We start from the raw sequence: 15,922 nt of genomic DNA, 5'->3' as shown, positions 1-15,922 counted from the left end.
TGACAGTTTGATAGCATTTTATCGAATTTGATTAACATTGAAGAGCTAGTATTAAAAGTGGCAATAAATATTGTATATTCAGTAGGTTAAATTAAAGACACAAAAAAGCCCTTGTCATATGACAAGGGCTAATCTGTTTGGCGGAGCGGACGGGACTCGAACCCGCGACCCCCGGCGTGACAGGCCGGTATTCTAACCAACTGAACTACCGCTCCTAAACTGTGTCACCTGTATAAACAGATAAACAAAATTTAAGTAACTTAACTGGCGGAGCGGACGGGACTCGAACCCGCGACCCCCGGCGTGACAGGCCGGTATTCTAACCAACTGAACTACCGCTCCACTTAAGTTGCGAAGAATAATAAAGTTGTCGTGAAAAACCGTCAACCATTTTTTTGAACTTTTTGTCTGTTTAGTTAAAAAATGCGCAGCAAAGGCTAAAAGATACACTTATTGATGATAAAACTAGCAAATCAAATAGCGTTAATATTTCAAGCGGGACAGGATTATAACGACAAGCAGGCCTAATGAACTAAAAAACTTACTGTTAAATTAGCTAAAAAATCAGTTTTAGTTTTAGTTTTAGTTTTAGTTTTAGTTTTAGTTTTAAGAGTATAGTAGAAACATAACGCACGAAAATACAAAGGGTAAAAAAGCCTGTGGACAAAACATCAATACAGACTCGGTGTTAAAGTGGTTATTGCTGAATTAGCTAGCCGCTTTGCAGCGGCTATCTGTAAAGTCGTTTACGACTCAAGTCATCCTGCTTATAAAGAGGATTTAAATCCAACCATCAAAATAACACTACTTTTCATCTGGCATTGTTAAATCAAGATCATCAAGAGACGGGACATCTTCCTTCTCGCCTCCCTCTTGCTCTAGTCGCAGCTTAGTCGCAGCTAATGCTTTATTAAGCGCTTGTTTTTTCCGCCAAATGATTAAGCCTAGAATACCAATGACTAATAAAGAGCCATTAACGACAAGGATCCAGAAGATAGCTTCTTCCTTAGCTGCAGCTTCTTCATTTGCAGCTTGTATCGCTGCTCGTCTAGCGAGCTCTTCAGCTGAAGGTGGCGGTGCTGGCGGTTCGATGAGATTAAAAAACTGCTCGGGTAAATCGAGCACTATTTCTCGTCCTTCGACTGTTGTAGATACCGCAGTGCCTTTAATTCGGTAACTACCAAAGTCAGTCACTTGAGGGATCGAAATCAATGTTTCAGTACTCGTCACTTCATTAAAGCTTAGCGGTAATTTAAGCCCTGCGGGACCAACAATATCAAAGTGAAAATGCGTTTGTTCCAGTTTTAATGCTTCTTCATTTACCACCGCTTGAATCTGCCAAATACCATTGAGCTTATCTTCTGGCTCAATAATTTCGACTTCAATTGGCTTTTCAGACAAATAGAACGGATAACTGACTTCTCGCTGAAAGATATTATTACGAGCTTCTACTGTTAAAGTATAATTACCCCAAGGCTGATTTAAATTCTTTTTACCAGTGAACACACCATCATCAGGTGCTTCATCTAATCCTTCGCCATTGTCTTTATAGGAACCGACAATGATTGTGCCCGTTGTAAAGTTGGCATCGGTGTTTTTATGATGGCTTGCAAATTTTGTGGTCCACTCCACCATAAAATCTAAGCCAGGTAATCTAACGGTTAACCCGTCACCTAATAATCGTGCAGTGACTTTTAGGCGTTCACCTTGATATAAAGGCTGCGGAATGGGTTCAACTTCGATTTCCAGTTCTGAAACTTTCTGAATACTTGAGCCTTCAGCAAGACTACCCAACAATTGCCAAGGGCCAGGCATAGGCTTGGTGATTTTAATCATATCGCCAGTTAAGCCATCAACCCACTTAACTGATTCAGGGTGACGGTCTGAATACCATTTTGAGCCGTCAGGTAAAATGACAATTACAGGCGCAGTGCCGTATTCTCGCTGTACTAACAAGGTTAACTCATCAACCATATGATCAATTCGAAAACGGTTTTTGAGTTCACTCGCTTGAGTGTATGGAACAGCAAAAGCCGATTGAGGAATCAAATTCCCAATCAGCAAAATGAACAATAAACAATACGGCTTTAATGCGGTCATCGGCTACGCTTCACCTCTCCAGAGGCACTTTCCTGACTTTTGAACTAAATCAAGACGTTGATCATGTGATACTAGTTCATCGGCCGTTGCAGAGATCACTTTAAGATTAAACTCATTTTGATCGATAAGCTGAATCCCACCCGCCTCTTGACCAGCTTTTTCATTGGACAAATTAAACTTAATTTGTCCACCCGTCATGATTAAATAAACATCTGCGAGGATTTCAGCATCGAGTAATGCACCGTGATAGGTTCTTCTTGAGTTATCAATGCCATAGCGCTTACATAAGGCATCCAAGTTGTTCTTTTGACCAGGATGCAAATGCTTAGCAACGGTTAATGAATCGAGAATGCCACAGATGTCGGCAGTTTTCGGTCCGTTAGGCTGCAAGTTAGCAAATTCATGATCCATAAAGCTGATATCGAAGGGAGCGTTGTGTGCAACAATTTCAGCTCCATCAATAAAGTCGATAAACTCTTGAGCAATTTGATGAAAACGCGGCTCTTTGGCAACCCTTTCGTCAGTGATGCCATGAACTTCAATTGCTTCAGGGTCAATTGCTTGACCTGGGTTGATGTATTGGTGATAAGTACGGCCCGTGAGTTTTCTATCTATGACTTCTACACAACCAATTTCAATAATGCGATGTCCAATATATACAGGGCCACCAGCTTGGTTCATACCTGTTGTTTCGGTATCTAAAATAACCTGACGGCTCGCGCTAGAAATAATATTCATAGGTAACTCATTAATAAATGTTTAGGTATAATTGCCAAAAATAAGGTCAAACGTATGGTAACAATTCAATGTCAGAACTAAAACTTATCAAAATCTATACTGACGGCTCATGTTTAGGAAACCCAGGTCCTGGCGGATACGGTATTGTAATGAAATATAAGCGCCAAACCAAAGAAATGTCTGACGGATTTAAGCTTACCACCAATAATAGAATGGAGCTGCTCGCGCCAATCATCGCATTAGAAGCCTTGTATGAGCCCTGCCAAGTCATATTAACCAGTGATAGCCAATATATGCGACAGGGTATCACGCAATGGATCCACGGTTGGAAAAAAAAGGGTTGGATTACCTCAACGAAGACCCCAGTAAAAAATGTCGATTTATGGAAACGTTTAGATAAGGTCAGCCAAATCCATCAAATGGATTGGCGTTGGGTTAAAGGTCATGCTGGCCATGCAGAAAACGAACGTTGTGATGATTTAGCTCGATGGGCTGCTGAAGCGAAGCCTGAGCAAGAAGATGTCAATTATAATGCAGACTAGCCATATTATTGGTTAGTCTGTTTAGAATGACCCGTTCGCCCCGCTGTTGATGCTTGGGCCCATTGCGGCGCTCGAGCTTTTTTCTTTTCTCGTATAGGTGTTAATGGCGAGTCCATTTTACGTGCAACGATTAAATAGACACTGCCGATTCCTGGTAGCCATCGCTCTAAGCGGTTTTGCCACCAACTACCTTGATTGATATCGCCTATTAAAGGGTGATAAATAAACCGTTCATCTTGAAGTATTTGATAACCGAGCAATCCTAACCAATCTTTGACTCGAGCAGGCATAAAAAATTGCCCAGACCAAGGAATTTGAGTTTGGTACTTAGGTAACAATTTACCCGCAAACGCCGTGCTTACCGGGTTTAGGCCACAAATGAAAATATAACCACCACAAATCATTACCCTATCGACTTCACGTAGTAGTCGATAAGGATCTTGTTCAAACTCAATTAAGAAACTCATTAAAACCGCATCCATTGAGCCACTTTGTAAAGGTAAGTGATGTGGATCAGCAATAATCGAAGCACCTTCTTCCTCATGAATAGAAAAATGGCGAGAGATATTACAATTTAAGCTGGAGATTTGATGACTTAAAGGACCTAATTTTAATAAATGGTAGCCGAATATTCTTGGCCACCAACTTGCTAAGCGCTGTTCTACAGCCAATTGTATTTCATCACCACAGGGTAATTGATGCCACTGTTGCGGTTTGTGATGAATCGACATAAACGCCCAGCCCCTTATAAAATACATATCGATAATTGAGTATAACGATTTATAACCCAAAGTCGTCAAGGGATAACAAAATATTTATTGTTTTGAGATCAATAAGTAAAATTAATGACATTCTTTATTCTAGTGGCAATAACGTCGCCTTTACTTCTTGTTAAATGACAGTCTTTAATCAAAGTCAAAATATAGAGTGCACTGTTTATTGAGAGAATGTATTAATCCAACAAGGCTCATCATACTGTTGATCAACATTTGGCGAGCTTCCAATAATCCGTTACTCTGTATCGACATATTTTACTAAGGTTAAATCATGCTTTCTGTTAACGCTACTCCCGCATTTAATGATAACTATATCTGGTTAATTCATCAGCAAGGAACCAATAAAGCTTACGTTGTCGATCCTGGATGTAGTCAAAGTGTGTTAGACCATATCAATGACACAGACCTTGAATTAGTCGGTATTCTAATCACACATCACCATGCAGATCATACTGGCGGTATCGCAGGTTTACAGCAAGCATACAACCAACAACTGAGCGTATATGGTCCTCAAAAAGAAAACATCGCAGGATTAACTCATCCTATTGAATGCGAACAAGCCCTAACGTTACCTTTTATCAATTCGTCAGTGCAGGTACTTATGGTACCAGGACATACACTCGGCCATATCGCCTATTGCATTGATGATGCTCTATTTTGCGGAGATACCTTATTTAGTGGCGGCTGTGGTCGATTATTTGAAGGAACGCCTGAGCAAATGGCAGCATCATTGGCAAAATTGACCAAACTAAATGGCAACACAAAAGTGTACTGTGCACATGAATACACCCAAGCTAACATCACTTTTGCGGTCGCGGTAGAGCCTAATAACACAGCTTTACTGCAATACGAGCAAAAAGTTGCAGCAGCAAGACAGCACAAAATTTCAACAATCCCGTCTACCATTGCAACAGAATTAGCAATTAATCCATTTTTACGAAGTAGTAGTTCAGAAATTAAACAATCTATTTCAAAGCAGTTTAATCAACAAAATTTGACTGAACTACAAACATTTACTCTTCTCAGAGAATGGAAGAATCACTTTTAGTTTAGGGTTGATATCCCACGCAGGTTAACTTAACAAAGACAATTAGCGCATTTTGCTCTACAATGCCGCTTCAATTTTGACCAATACTTTAGGCTGACGTACTAAACATGTCAGTTTTGCAAGACTTAGGAATTTCGTTTTTGATGCATAAATCTTTATATTTTATCGTTGGTGGTGTGGCCTTTTTAAGTGGCTGTCAAACACTAACAACACCTAAGCCGGCTAAAGAGCCTATTACCATTCAAAAGCCAGTAGAGCCTGAAGAAACGGTCGTTAAAGTTGAAAAGCCCGTCGAGATCACAGATGTATGGCAACGCATTAGCCTACAGATGAAAATGCCGATTGATGACCAAAAGCTCGTCAATCAATATCGTGACTGGTATTTGGCGAACCCAAGGCATTTGGAAATCGTTTCACAGCGGGCTGAGCCATACTTACATTACATTGTAGAAGAGCTTGAAAAGCGTGACATGCCAATTGAAATTGCGCTATTGCCCATCGTTGAAAGTTCATTTGACCCATCTGCTTATTCAGCAAGTGCAGCTTCGGGGCTTTGGCAGCTCACGACCCCAATATCGAATCATTTTGGGGTAAAAAGTGATTGGTGGTACGACGGACGCAGAGATGTACCCGCGGCGACGACTGCTGCGTTAGATTTTCTAGAATATCTTTACGACAGAACTGGCGAAAACTGGTTGTATGCCATAGCAGCGTATAACACTGGTGAAGGCAGAGTAAATAATGCCGTTCGCAGAAATAAAGCCGCAGGTAAAAGCACTGAATTTTGGGCATTATCATTACCTCGAGAAACCCGACGTTACGTCCCGCAGCTCATCGCTTTATCCGATGTCATCAAAAATGCCGATAAATACGGCATTACCTTAACACCTATCGCTAATGAGCCTCATATCGCCGTTGTCGATACCCAAAGCCAAATTGATTTAAAACTGGCTGCTGATTTAGCGGACATGAACATAAACCAACTTAAAGCACTTAACCCAGGTCTTGATCGCTGGGCCACGTCACCCGAAGGCCCGCACACTCTAGTGCTGCCTTATGACAAAAGAGATGTATTTGAGCAAAAACTGGCGCAACTTGACCCAAAAGACAAGCTCAATTGGCATCGTTATAAGATTCAATCAGGTGATACTGTGAGTCATATCGCCAAACGCTTCGATACGTCAGCATCATTTATTCGCTCAAGTAACAATCTTAAAAACAACAATATTCGAGCTGGCAGATATTTAATTATCCCAGTGCCACCTGAAGGCGCTGACTTAACAACAGATCAGTTATTAGCGCAAAATCAATTAACACCTAAGAATATCACTTATACAGTGAAGTCTGGCGATTCACTGTGGGTTATCGCAAAGCGTTACAATGTCTCGGTCGATGATTTAATTCGCTGGAACCGTCTGCCTAAAAATGGCGCGTTAAGTATTGGAAAAGAACTGACAATTGGTAGCCGTGCATCAACAAATGCAACTGAGCGAACAGTTAACTACAAAGTTCGCTCAGGTGATTCACTTGCCCGTATTGCCAATAAATTTAACGTATCTGTAGATGACTTAATCAAGTGGAATAAGTTACATAACACCAAATATATTCAGCCTGGGCAAATGTTACGTTTAATTGTTGATGTATCAAAAGTGAACGCTTAATTGAGTTTCGCTATTCATTACTGATTACAAAAGTGCTGGTTCGTTAAGCTTAAATCGGTTACTTAGACCAAAAATGATTGGTTTTATTTACCTAATTAAATCCCACCAATAAAAATGGCAAGTGATAATATCACTTGCCATTTTTTTACGCTGATTAGTGCTAATGGAAACGAAATGCTAGTTAACAACCAAAGGTGTTGAACCTGCATTTATCACTGGCATTGCACTTTCTTCAGCTTTACCGGCAAACTTGACACTGAATCGATATCCCGGTCCTGACACTTTTGCCATCACAGCAGCAGGGACACTAAAACGAGTTTCGATTGTTTGTGCTGGTGCTAACGTAACAGTACGCAATGCTTGGGTATACATCATATCCTGAGAAGAAGACCAAATTTGTTGACCTTTAGGATCATAAAGTCCTAAATCAGCGGTCATCCCTGAATTAAACATCAAGCTAACAGGATAACTCTGACTGTTAGTTGCCGTATGTTTTACCGACATTGCTTTAGTAGAGTCTGTATAGGTTTCAGCTTCTAAAAAGCCGACTAATAAGGTTTCTGCCATTGTTGATACTCCAGCACCAAGCGAAATTGATTTTGCTTTTACGACACTTTTAGTCTCTTTCGCAGTATCGACATCCGTGTTTTGTGCAGTGACATCTGTACTTGTTGTACTACAGCCCACTAACAGTAAACTTAAGCAACCTATAAAACGTTTCATTAAAACCCTCCTAATTTTTTGAACAAGCTATCTTTAAGCTTATCGGTTTCACCTTTTATTTTGGCATCAAATAACGCACTCGTGTCGATACCAAATTTAGGGTCTTGCATGCTACCTGTAATCGTTAACGGAATATCAACGCCCGCTAATGCATCTTTCTCACCACCCTGTCCTGCTAAAGAACCCACTAAAGACGTAGTTAATTTATAATCTACTGTTTGTGAGTCTATATTGGCATTACCATTACCGCTTAAACGTATAAGTGGTGATGACATCGCTAAATCAGGGTTGGTCAGTACTGCACTATTTAAGTCAAAGCTGCCTGTCAGACTTGTAAAATCTGTTTTTAACTCTTCAGTATTTTTCGCAGAAAGATCACCTTTGAGTTTATCTTGCGCACTGCGGATCATTTGCGGAATATTAACCCCATAAAGTGAACCATCAGCGATTTCAAAATCCCCTTTCGCTAATAGGTTTTTCTTTATATTGTCAGGGATTAAACTTTTACCAGAGCCTTTAACTTTGAAGTTTGCTGCACCTGAAATTAAATCCACATCAGCAGCGTCTTTTAGTAGCGGCCTGAATTGTACGCCAGTCAATGATTCTTCAAAGTGATAACTTGCGACTTTTTGGCGTGCATCAAGTTTTGCCGTTGCTTGAATACTACCTTCATATAGGTTTGCAGAAAATTCACTCAAATTGGCGATACCATCTTTAACTGTGGCATTCATTTTCCAATTTTGAGTTAGTAAATTAGCAACTTTAATTGACTTAATAGTGACGCCCATAGTCACATCAATGGTTTTCAATGCGGATAAGTCAGGCTCTGTTGCAGGTGCCGTGCTCGCCACCTTTTCTGTTTCTGCTGGAGTTTGTTCATCAGAAGCGGGCATTAACTTATCCACATCGATGTCACCAAAGTCCATTTGCATGTTTATTTTCGGGATTTTTGCACCATAGTTGACACTTAGCTTACCTGTAGCATCAATTTCCATTGCAGATAATTTGCTAATAATGACTTCTACGTTTTGTGAATCAAGTGCAACGGCTATATCTGTCACTAATTGCGTGGATAATTGATTATTAGGAATGCCCTTACCGCTGACATCAGTATTAATCGTGAAGCCGTTAATGACTAATTTAGCCAAGTCTTTACTGACGTTTAGCTTGCCTTCCCCGTTACTGTTAACCGTCATATCAGGAAGCTGCGCTAAAAAGTCATATGCAAAGTCAGCGTCATTACCCAGTGAAAACTCACCCAATGTTAAGCTATTAAGCTTGAAGACTTGAGTCGTATCTGTCGTTTCATCAATCAGATTAATAGTGGTATTAGTGATTGATACTCCGCCAATTTGTAAACTTTGTAGTTCAACACTTGTTTTAGCTGCTGAATCAGTCGTTTTGTCTTCTGCCACAGCTGCCGAACTGTCACCACTCAAACCATCGATACTCGTGGTACCGTCCTTTTGCGTTATCATATTGACCGTTAAGCCATCTAATGAAAGCATCGCGATTTCAACTTCTTGGCTTAATAGCGGCATTAATTCTACGTTGGCAACAGCTTCATTCACTTCAACAAAGTTGTTAGTAGAAAAATTTTCTGGATTAGATAATGATATCCCGCCCAATTTTATGCCAATCGATGGGAATACACTCCAGCTCAAATCATCCTTAATGACAAATGTACGTCCAGTTTGATTTTCAACCGCCTCAACAATTTGCGGTTTAAAACTATTCAAATCAAAAAATACCGTTAAGTACACTGCAAGTATTAATATTACCCCAGCCACGATACCTAACAGCCATTTAAGTGCCTTCATGTTTGCTTCCTTGTCAGTAAATTGGTTCTCAATTTAGCGTTACTATGTTGTTATGTAACAGTTTAGCTCAAAACCGTTAAATCTAAAGGTTTTTCAGCAATGGCAATACCATTGATATCAGCATAGATCATCATCTTGGGTTTAATATCGACACCAGCAATATTGATGGCAACATCAATTAAACCGACATCTTTTTTCTCAGTTTTAATTGGGTTTGTCGCAAGTGCCTGCACACCAATATCTATGGTTGCGATAGTACCTGCATCTCTGATTGCGCCATAAATGATTATCCCTTCCCATTCATTATTAAATGCAGACTCCGCAATCATATCGCCCAATAAGGCCCGTCGACAGACGCCACCACCATCAACCACTAGCACTTTACCTTTTCCCGGTGTGGCTAATACTGACTTAACTTTAGAGTTATCTTCAAAACATTTAACGGTGACCACTTCGCCATAAAAAATAGTTTTACCACCATAAGAGTTCCAATTCGATTGAACTAAAGTCAGTTTATTTTCGTAATGGTCAAATAAGTCGGGTAATAAATCTAACATCTCACACTCCATGTACTAAAATGAATAGGTTACCTCATAATATAAACGTCCATAGCTATTGAAACAATTCATTAATCTGAATAAACTGTCGCCTATACTTTACTTGTTCATGGATGAAAACATTGCAGTATTTGAATTTCTCATTTATTGCGAAATACCAATTAACTTTTAAGTAGTTTTCAATATGACTGATATCAATTTACAAAATGTAATAAATGCGTTCGATGAATTAGATTTTGAAAATAGAACAACTAAAAATCTTGAGAATGCACGTAATAGAATGCAAATGAAGACGTATTTATCTTCTTTGGATTACAGTTTACGACGCTTAAAAATCTTAGAAGAGGTGGTTTCTGAAATTGTCGAAGAAAAACAAACTGAATTGGTAAAGCAAGAACATATTCAAACCTACAAAGCAAAAATCATACAGTTATCAAGAGAGTATAAAATCTCATATCAAGACGTTATCAACATAATGAATAAGTTGAAACACCAGTAATGACTGGGCCTACTAATGTATTGGCTTAATACCGATTCATCTTCTTCGATAATTACCCTTTGCTAACTACTATCAACCATCGTTGATTTATATGTGCTGTATTATATATGCAGCATTAAATCTCCAACCCAGTCTAGCACTCATTTCTAAACCCATAAGTGGTCTATCAGATAGCTTATGTTATTTTTAATGTGTTTAACGCAAATATCAATTCGTCAGCTATGCAAATTAACCATAAACAGTTAACAAAAATGAAATAAATTTGCATTTACAAGTTCGAATAAAAAAACCTTGTTGAATATTTCCAACAAGGCTTTATTAGTTTATAAATGCGAGGTGTTCATCAATAAGACTATTTATGGTTTACACTTTAAACTGCCCTACTATCTTTTCAAGCTCATTTGAGCCTTTTGCTATATTGTCACTACTATCCAGTAATTTCTCGTTATGATTTTTATTCTCTACCGACATATCATTAATGCGGGTAATATTCATATTTAATTCTGAAATCACTGCACTTTGCTCTTCTGTTGCACCTGCTATTTGAATATTCATTTGAGAAATATCCCCAATCGCTGACTTAATTGAATGAAGTGCTTGTTCTACTTTTTGCGTTTCACCCACGGTTTCATCTGATTGTGTTAAAGCACGTTCTACTGAATGGTTTACATCTTCAATAGCCTCTCTAATAGCGTCAATAATGCCATTGATTTCACGGGTTGAATCTTGCGTTCTACTAGCAAGCGTTCTAACCTCATCGGCAACCACAGCAAAGCCTCGACCCGCTTCACCAGCACGAGCGGCTTCAATAGCAGCATTCAATGCCAATAAATTGGTTTGCTCAGCAATACCAACAATAACATCTAATATTTGCCCAATCTGGCTTGAGCTAACTTTTAGGCCTTTTGCAACAGATTCGGTTTGTTGTAGCTCAGAAGACAAATCACCAATTTTTGACATTGCCTTATCTACAATCATGGCAGTATTGTCGGCTTCAGTGTCGGCAATATTTGCACTCTGTGCAGCAGCTTGTGCATTTGACGCAACTTCTGCGGCTGTCATCGACATTTCATTTATCGCAGTAGCAACATTTTCGGTTTCCATTTGAACATTACTCGACACTTGATTTGCATCAGATGATATAGATGCAAGCTGTTGAGCAAGAGCTTGGCTTTGAGTGACATTTCCCGCAACTGAAGATACTAGATTTTGGATCTTGTCTGTAAAAATATTAAAATTATGGGCAATTTGCTTAAGTTCATCTTGACCATCTTCAGCTAATCTCAGTGTCAAATCCCCTTCACCTTTAGCAATATTCTCAAAAGCTGAAATAGTCTGTTGCATCGGCTTTGAAATACTTTTAGTGATAACAAACAAAATAATCAGGATCGGTAACCAAACCAATAAGAGTAAAAATAAATATTGCATTAAAAATTCAGTTTTTTGCGTTTGGATATCGTCGATATAAATCCCCGTACCAACGACCCATCCCCATGGAGTAAAACGTTCGACAACACTCATTTTAGGGCTAGGAGTATCTTGATTGGGTTTATTCCACATGTAGTTAACCGTGGCATTTTTGGCATTATGAGTACGTTCAATCATTAATTGAAATAACGGCACATTATCAGGGTCACGCATTGATAACACATTTGTATTGATGAGTTTTTTCGCAAATGCGTGTTGTACCATGACCCCACTGGTATCAACGGTAAAAAAATATTCATTACCAGAATAACGTAAATTATCTAAGGCATTAATAGCAGCAAGTTTCGCTTCTGCCTCCGACATATCACCTTGCTCAGAAGCCAAATAAAACTGATTGATGACAGAGCTTGCGACCTCAATAATACCAGTAAGTTTGGCCTGCTTTTCTTGCACCAATACATTTTCGATACGGTTAAAAGCGAACAAAAACATGAGCACAGTTGCAAAAGCTGCAACCACAATCATGGCCATCAAGCGGTTAGAAATACTCGTTTTACGAAAAAAATGATCTATAGCATTCATTGTCGTTCACCGTATTATTAGAATAAATATCGAGACAAACTAGACTATGGTTAAAGCTAATGTATAAGTAATGAATTGATTGTTATTTCCCCAAACAATCATCATTCAAATTTAGCTTATAAACATACCTTATTCCTTATAATCGACCGATTAAAGAAATTATTTAGCAAAGCACATGAATAAAAATCAATCAATAAACTCAGCAACTATGGGTAAGCCGCAAATGATTCGTGGTGAATAGAATAATTAAATATAGAATAGTGAGAGGTGTTCGCGATGTAATAACGCTTGTCGAAAAGGTGTTCATCAAAAAATAATAGCAAGCATTAAGCAAAAGTTAACTAAGGTCATCACTATATGACGTACATTACTGCGTTATCAATTGAATCTGATTTTTACCATTCTGTTTTGCAAGATATAAGGCTTTATCACCATGAGAAACCAACTCGTTCAAATCCCAACGTTGTTTTACATCTATTGACGCCCCAATAGAAATCGTGACCCTGAGGTTGGTATTCGGCCAATACAATTTGGGAACATCATCTAAGATTTTCTCTGCAATCTGACATAACTGTTGCTCATTGAAGCACTGAAAAACAGATAAAAACTCTTCTCCTCCGTATCGTACATTCATTCCAGTATACCGACCGCAATGTTGACGTATAATTTGCGCTACTCCATAAATAACATTGTCACCTACTTGGTGGCCGTAGGTATCATTAATTGATTTGAAGTTATCAATATCTATCATTAACACGCTTAATGGTTTATTCGTGTGTTGCGCGCTTTGTTCAATTTGCGGACCATTTTTAGTTAAATACAAACGGTTTTTAAGCTCGGTTAATGGGTCCGTAACTGTTTGCAACGCTAATTTTTTTTGACTTGCTCTAAGCCGTAACTGTTGGCTTCTAATTTGGCTAAACTGCTGGAAGCTTTTACGAGTTTCAGAATCTCGGCGTAAGCTAGCCACTAAACTAATTAGGAACACAGCAAAAAAGATAGATATTCTATCGAGCTCTTCACCATAATCTTGTCCAATTCTATCTGGTGCGATTATCAGTAAATAACTCAACAACATCAGTGATAAACCAAATAGGCTCAGCTTAAATGGCATTCGAGATAATGCCCCGATGTAAACCATGACTAACACGCCACCTGATTGATAATCAAAATTACCTTGGGTCATCGCCAATTTTCCGATAGTAATAATCGACATGTATACCGTTAACACTAAAAACAGCTCGGCGAGCTCTAAATACTTGGATGCATAACGCCGCAAGGTAATTAACACCACTATGCAAAGTATCGATAAGAAGACTCTGCTGAGTGTCGCAACCCAAGCATGCTCAGTTAAGTGCTGGTAATCTAAAAGGCCAAATAAAAGATAAATAGGAATGACAGATAACAAAAATCCGGAATACGGCAACATGACTTGATGGACGTGATAATGCTTAAAACGCAATAACGAAAAACCGGTTAGTTTTTGATGAAAAGGCCGTAAAATAAAGTCGAACATAGACTACCCATTTTTCCTAAATTTTGCTTAAAAGCAGCAAAAACAGGTAAAACATTATTAATATTATGTCTTTATATATAGCAAAGTTTTCAAATACTAGCTACGAAATCATCCTCCATATGATTGAATAAATATGTCATAAATTTACCACACCACTCAATAATGTGAATAACACAAATTCTATCGCCATGTTATTCACATTAAGTCAGAAAGTATGTATGTCCATTCCTATTGATGGCGTTCTTTGTAGTCAAAGTAACTAAACTCTGCAACTGTGTTTTGCCCAGTTAAATCTTGAGCACATAAACCAACAAATGCACCAGTAAAACTGGAACCTTCTCCTTTGCCTGCTTCATCAGAAATTAAACTGTAATCTAAAGACGCAATGTGAAACCAGTCAGATCCATTTAATGAGTATTCAAATTTAAGTGTTTCATAGTGCACATCTGCTCGTAGATAAACCGATGATTGTAACAAGGGAATACGCTGTTCAAATATTGGAAATACAAGATCTAAACTTTGCTCACCTTCACAGCTCATAATATCTAGGTTTAGCCCAATTTTTTCATCATAAGATAAATATAAATAATGAAATTTATGAGCGTTGTAATAACAAATTAATCCTGCGGTTTGCTGAAAGTGGTTAGATTCAAACATGATTTTGGTTTGAGCAACAAATGAAAAATGACGCTGCCTTGTCGCAACCAACGCTTGCTCAAATGTGCTACCTAATGAATGCATTCCTGTCAGCAATAAGCTACCTGGTTTACGGGTTGTGCTTACAAAGTTTTCAGGGGTTGGACTTCTAAGCCATTGAAATTGATCCGCGATAAATCTATCTGTGAATTCATCTCTAAACGAGAAATCTCGCTGCGGTTTAGCTGTTAATCCAATTGGATTTAATTGTGCCAGCGATGAGTTAGTCGCTAACCTAAACCAACCATCATCGGTATATTGAACAGATTCTATTGCTGTTTCTCTGCCCATAGGACTGCTACGCTGTGATGTAGGTTGTTCAATATCAAGTGGTCTAGAAGTCAGATGAGCTAAATACCATTCCCCTTCTTTACTTTCTACTAAGCTACCATGACCATTACGTTGCAATTTGTGCTGTAAATGAGGAACCGTTGCTACAATAGGACCTTGAGGATCAACGTCATAAGGGCCATCGATATGTTTTGAACGGGCCATAGTACAAACATGTTCGTACCCAGTCCCCCCCTCAGCAGTTAATAAATAATAGTAACCATTTTTTTTATATAAATGAGGCCCTTCAGTTAACCCGAACTCTGTACCCGTAAAAATAATTTTCGACTCGCCAATTAATCTTTCTGTTTTATCGCAATATTGTTGTAAAGCGATACCACCGAAGAAACTTCTATCTGGCCGATAATCCCAAACCATATTCAATAGCCACTTTTTCCCATCGTCATCGTGAAATAAAGATGGATCAAAGCCACTACTATTGAGATAAACCGGACGAGTCCACTCTCCATCGATTGTTTCACAGGTAGTTAAATAATTAGGTGAATCTTTAAAGTTGCCATCAAATCGTTTGACGTTGGTATAAATAAGATAAAACTTACCATTATTGTGTGTAAGACATGGTGCCCATATACCACATGAGTCTGGGACACCAGTCATATCTAATAAATCAGCTCGATTTAACGGTCGATGGACTAAGGTCCAATTAACCAAATCTGTTGAATGATAGATTTGTACCCCTGGATACCACTCAAATGTTGATACAGCGATATAGTAATCATCATTCACACGTACAATGCTTGGATCTGGATTAAACCCTGGCAGTATGGGATTAATATCGGGTAAATTCATAGCTCACCTTTTCAGTTTGATAAGTTAAATGCCTTCACACTCTTTTAATCGCTAATATGAAACAACTGGATGTTAACAGTATGATACAACATGCAT

The 15,922-nt window shown here is 38.7% G+C and carries 13 protein-coding genes and 2 tRNA genes; 4 read left to right on the top strand and 11 right to left on the bottom strand.

What is annotated here, in order from left to right:
* Positions 1 to 138 precede the first annotated feature (138 nt).
* The 4 genes from SJ2017_RS09320 to dnaQ all read right to left on the bottom strand — a co-directional run bounded on the left by SJ2017_RS09320 (position 139) and on the right by dnaQ (position 2,838).
* Positions 139 to 215, bottom strand: a tRNA-Asp gene (locus tag SJ2017_RS09320).
* 50 nt (positions 216 to 265) lie between these two features.
* A tRNA-Asp gene (locus SJ2017_RS09315) sits at positions 266 to 342 on the bottom strand.
* A 462-nt stretch (positions 343 to 804) separates the two neighbouring features.
* Complete coding sequence (locus tag SJ2017_RS09310; protein WP_080915568.1) at positions 805 to 2,100, bottom strand: TIGR03503 family protein; 1,296 nt, start codon at positions 2,098 to 2,100, stop codon at positions 805 to 807.
* A gap of 3 nt (positions 2,101 to 2,103) precedes the next feature.
* Positions 2,104 to 2,838 carry a DNA polymerase III subunit epsilon gene (dnaQ, locus tag SJ2017_RS09305; protein WP_055024489.1) on the bottom strand — a complete coding sequence of 245 codons (735 nt, stop codon included), beginning with the start codon at positions 2,836 to 2,838 and terminating at the stop codon, positions 2,104 to 2,106.
* A 68-nt stretch (positions 2,839 to 2,906) separates the two neighbouring features.
* Between dnaQ and rnhA the strand changes: the two genes are divergently transcribed.
* A complete protein-coding gene (gene rnhA, locus SJ2017_RS09300; RefSeq protein ID WP_080915567.1) occupies positions 2,907 to 3,380 on the top strand; it encodes a ribonuclease HI in 474 nt (157 codons plus the stop codon).
* Between the two features lie 5 nt (positions 3,381 to 3,385).
* Here the strand turns inward: rnhA and SJ2017_RS09295 are convergent, their stop codons facing one another.
* Positions 3,386 to 4,111: a class I SAM-dependent methyltransferase gene (locus SJ2017_RS09295; RefSeq protein ID WP_055024487.1), complete on the bottom strand. Its 726-nt coding sequence runs from the start codon at positions 4,109 to 4,111 to the stop codon at positions 3,386 to 3,388.
* A 316-nt stretch (positions 4,112 to 4,427) separates the two neighbouring features.
* Between SJ2017_RS09295 and gloB the strand changes: the two genes are divergently transcribed.
* Together gloB and SJ2017_RS09285 are read left to right on the top strand one after the other, a co-directional pair.
* Complete coding sequence (gene gloB / locus SJ2017_RS09290) at positions 4,428 to 5,204, top strand: hydroxyacylglutathione hydrolase (RefSeq protein ID WP_080915566.1); 777 nt, start codon at positions 4,428 to 4,430, stop codon at positions 5,202 to 5,204.
* A gap of 143 nt (positions 5,205 to 5,347) precedes the next feature.
* Positions 5,348 to 6,865 (top strand): LysM peptidoglycan-binding domain-containing protein, encoded by a 1,518-nt coding sequence (locus SJ2017_RS09285; protein WP_055024485.1) that lies wholly within the window; start codon positions 5,348 to 5,350, stop codon positions 6,863 to 6,865.
* A gap of 177 nt (positions 6,866 to 7,042) precedes the next feature.
* Here SJ2017_RS09285 and SJ2017_RS09280 read toward each other — a convergent pair whose 3' ends face one another.
* The 3 genes from SJ2017_RS09280 to SJ2017_RS09270 all read right to left on the bottom strand — a co-directional run bounded on the left by SJ2017_RS09280 (position 7,043) and on the right by SJ2017_RS09270 (position 9,965).
* The gene (locus tag SJ2017_RS09280; protein WP_055024484.1) at positions 7,043 to 7,588 is read right to left on the bottom strand and encodes a BsuPI-related putative proteinase inhibitor; all 546 of its coding nucleotides are present in this window, start codon (positions 7,586 to 7,588) and stop codon (positions 7,043 to 7,045) included.
* Positions 7,588 to 9,408, bottom strand: a complete 1,821-nt coding sequence (locus SJ2017_RS09275; RefSeq protein ID WP_080915565.1) for an AsmA family protein — start codon at positions 9,406 to 9,408, stop codon at positions 7,588 to 7,590. Before SJ2017_RS09275 ends, SJ2017_RS09280 begins: the two co-directional genes overlap by 1 nt.
* Before the next feature lie 62 nt (positions 9,409 to 9,470).
* Positions 9,471 to 9,965, bottom strand: coding sequence for a putative 4-hydroxy-4-methyl-2-oxoglutarate aldolase (locus tag SJ2017_RS09270; protein WP_055024482.1), 495 nt, complete (start codon positions 9,963 to 9,965; stop codon positions 9,471 to 9,473).
* A gap of 184 nt (positions 9,966 to 10,149) precedes the next feature.
* On the opposite strand from SJ2017_RS09270, the gene SJ2017_RS09265 reads away from it, so the two are divergent.
* On the top strand, positions 10,150 to 10,464 hold the full coding sequence (locus SJ2017_RS09265) for a hypothetical protein (RefSeq protein ID WP_055024481.1): 315 nt from the start codon (positions 10,150 to 10,152) through the stop codon (positions 10,462 to 10,464).
* Positions 10,465 to 10,827: 363 nt separating this feature from the next.
* Here the strand turns inward: SJ2017_RS09265 and SJ2017_RS09260 are convergent, their stop codons facing one another.
* The 3 genes from SJ2017_RS09260 to SJ2017_RS09250 all read right to left on the bottom strand — a co-directional run bounded on the left by SJ2017_RS09260 (position 10,828) and on the right by SJ2017_RS09250 (position 15,826).
* Positions 10,828 to 12,474: a methyl-accepting chemotaxis protein gene (locus tag SJ2017_RS09260; protein WP_080915564.1), complete on the bottom strand. Its 1,647-nt coding sequence runs from the start codon at positions 12,472 to 12,474 to the stop codon at positions 10,828 to 10,830.
* A gap of 367 nt (positions 12,475 to 12,841) precedes the next feature.
* Positions 12,842 to 13,990 carry a GGDEF domain-containing protein gene (locus tag SJ2017_RS09255; protein WP_080915563.1) on the bottom strand — a complete coding sequence of 383 codons (1,149 nt, stop codon included), beginning with the start codon at positions 13,988 to 13,990 and terminating at the stop codon, positions 12,842 to 12,844.
* Positions 13,991 to 14,218: 228 nt separating this feature from the next.
* Complete coding sequence (locus tag SJ2017_RS09250) at positions 14,219 to 15,826, bottom strand: glycoside hydrolase family 43 protein (RefSeq protein WP_080915562.1); 1,608 nt, start codon at positions 15,824 to 15,826, stop codon at positions 14,219 to 14,221.
* Between the last annotated feature and the right edge of the window lie 96 nt (positions 15,827 to 15,922).

The sequence above is a fragment of the Shewanella japonica genome (assembly GCF_002075795.1).
Taxonomy (GTDB): Bacteria; Pseudomonadota; Gammaproteobacteria; order Enterobacterales; family Shewanellaceae; genus Shewanella; species Shewanella japonica.
The sequence above is the reverse complement of the archived record's forward strand: the minus strand, read 5'-3'. Positions and strand labels throughout refer to the sequence as shown.

What these genes read in the sequence shown, in the direction of transcription:
- SJ2017_RS09310 (WP_080915568.1), bottom strand. Translation starts at nt 2,100, where the DNA reads ATGACCGCATTAAAGCCGTATTGTTTATTGTTCATTTTGCTGATTGGG.
- dnaQ (WP_055024489.1), bottom strand. Translation starts at nt 2,838, where the DNA reads ATGAATATTATTTCTAGCGCGAGCCGTCAGGTTATTTTAGATACCGAA.
- rnhA (WP_080915567.1), top strand. Translation starts at nt 2,907, where the DNA reads ATGTCAGAACTAAAACTTATCAAAATCTATACTGACGGCTCATGTTTA.
- SJ2017_RS09295 (WP_055024487.1), bottom strand. Translation starts at nt 4,111, where the DNA reads ATGTCGATTCATCACAAACCGCAACAGTGGCATCAATTACCCTGTGGT.
- gloB (WP_080915566.1), top strand. Translation starts at nt 4,428, where the DNA reads ATGCTTTCTGTTAACGCTACTCCCGCATTTAATGATAACTATATCTGG.
- SJ2017_RS09285 (WP_055024485.1), top strand. Translation starts at nt 5,348, where the DNA reads ATGCATAAATCTTTATATTTTATCGTTGGTGGTGTGGCCTTTTTAAGT.
- SJ2017_RS09280 (WP_055024484.1), bottom strand. Translation starts at nt 7,588, where the DNA reads ATGAAACGTTTTATAGGTTGCTTAAGTTTACTGTTAGTGGGCTGTAGT.
- SJ2017_RS09275 (WP_080915565.1), bottom strand. Translation starts at nt 9,408, where the DNA reads ATGAAGGCACTTAAATGGCTGTTAGGTATCGTGGCTGGGGTAATATTA.
- SJ2017_RS09270 (WP_055024482.1), bottom strand. Translation starts at nt 9,965, where the DNA reads ATGTTAGATTTATTACCCGACTTATTTGACCATTACGAAAATAAACTG.
- SJ2017_RS09265 (WP_055024481.1), top strand. Translation starts at nt 10,150, where the DNA reads ATGACTGATATCAATTTACAAAATGTAATAAATGCGTTCGATGAATTA.
- SJ2017_RS09260 (WP_080915564.1), bottom strand. Translation starts at nt 12,474, where the DNA reads ATGAATGCTATAGATCATTTTTTTCGTAAAACGAGTATTTCTAACCGC.
- SJ2017_RS09255 (WP_080915563.1), bottom strand. Translation starts at nt 13,990, where the DNA reads ATGTTCGACTTTATTTTACGGCCTTTTCATCAAAAACTAACCGGTTTT.
- SJ2017_RS09250 (WP_080915562.1), bottom strand. Translation starts at nt 15,826, where the DNA reads ATGAATTTACCCGATATTAATCCCATACTGCCAGGGTTTAATCCAGAT.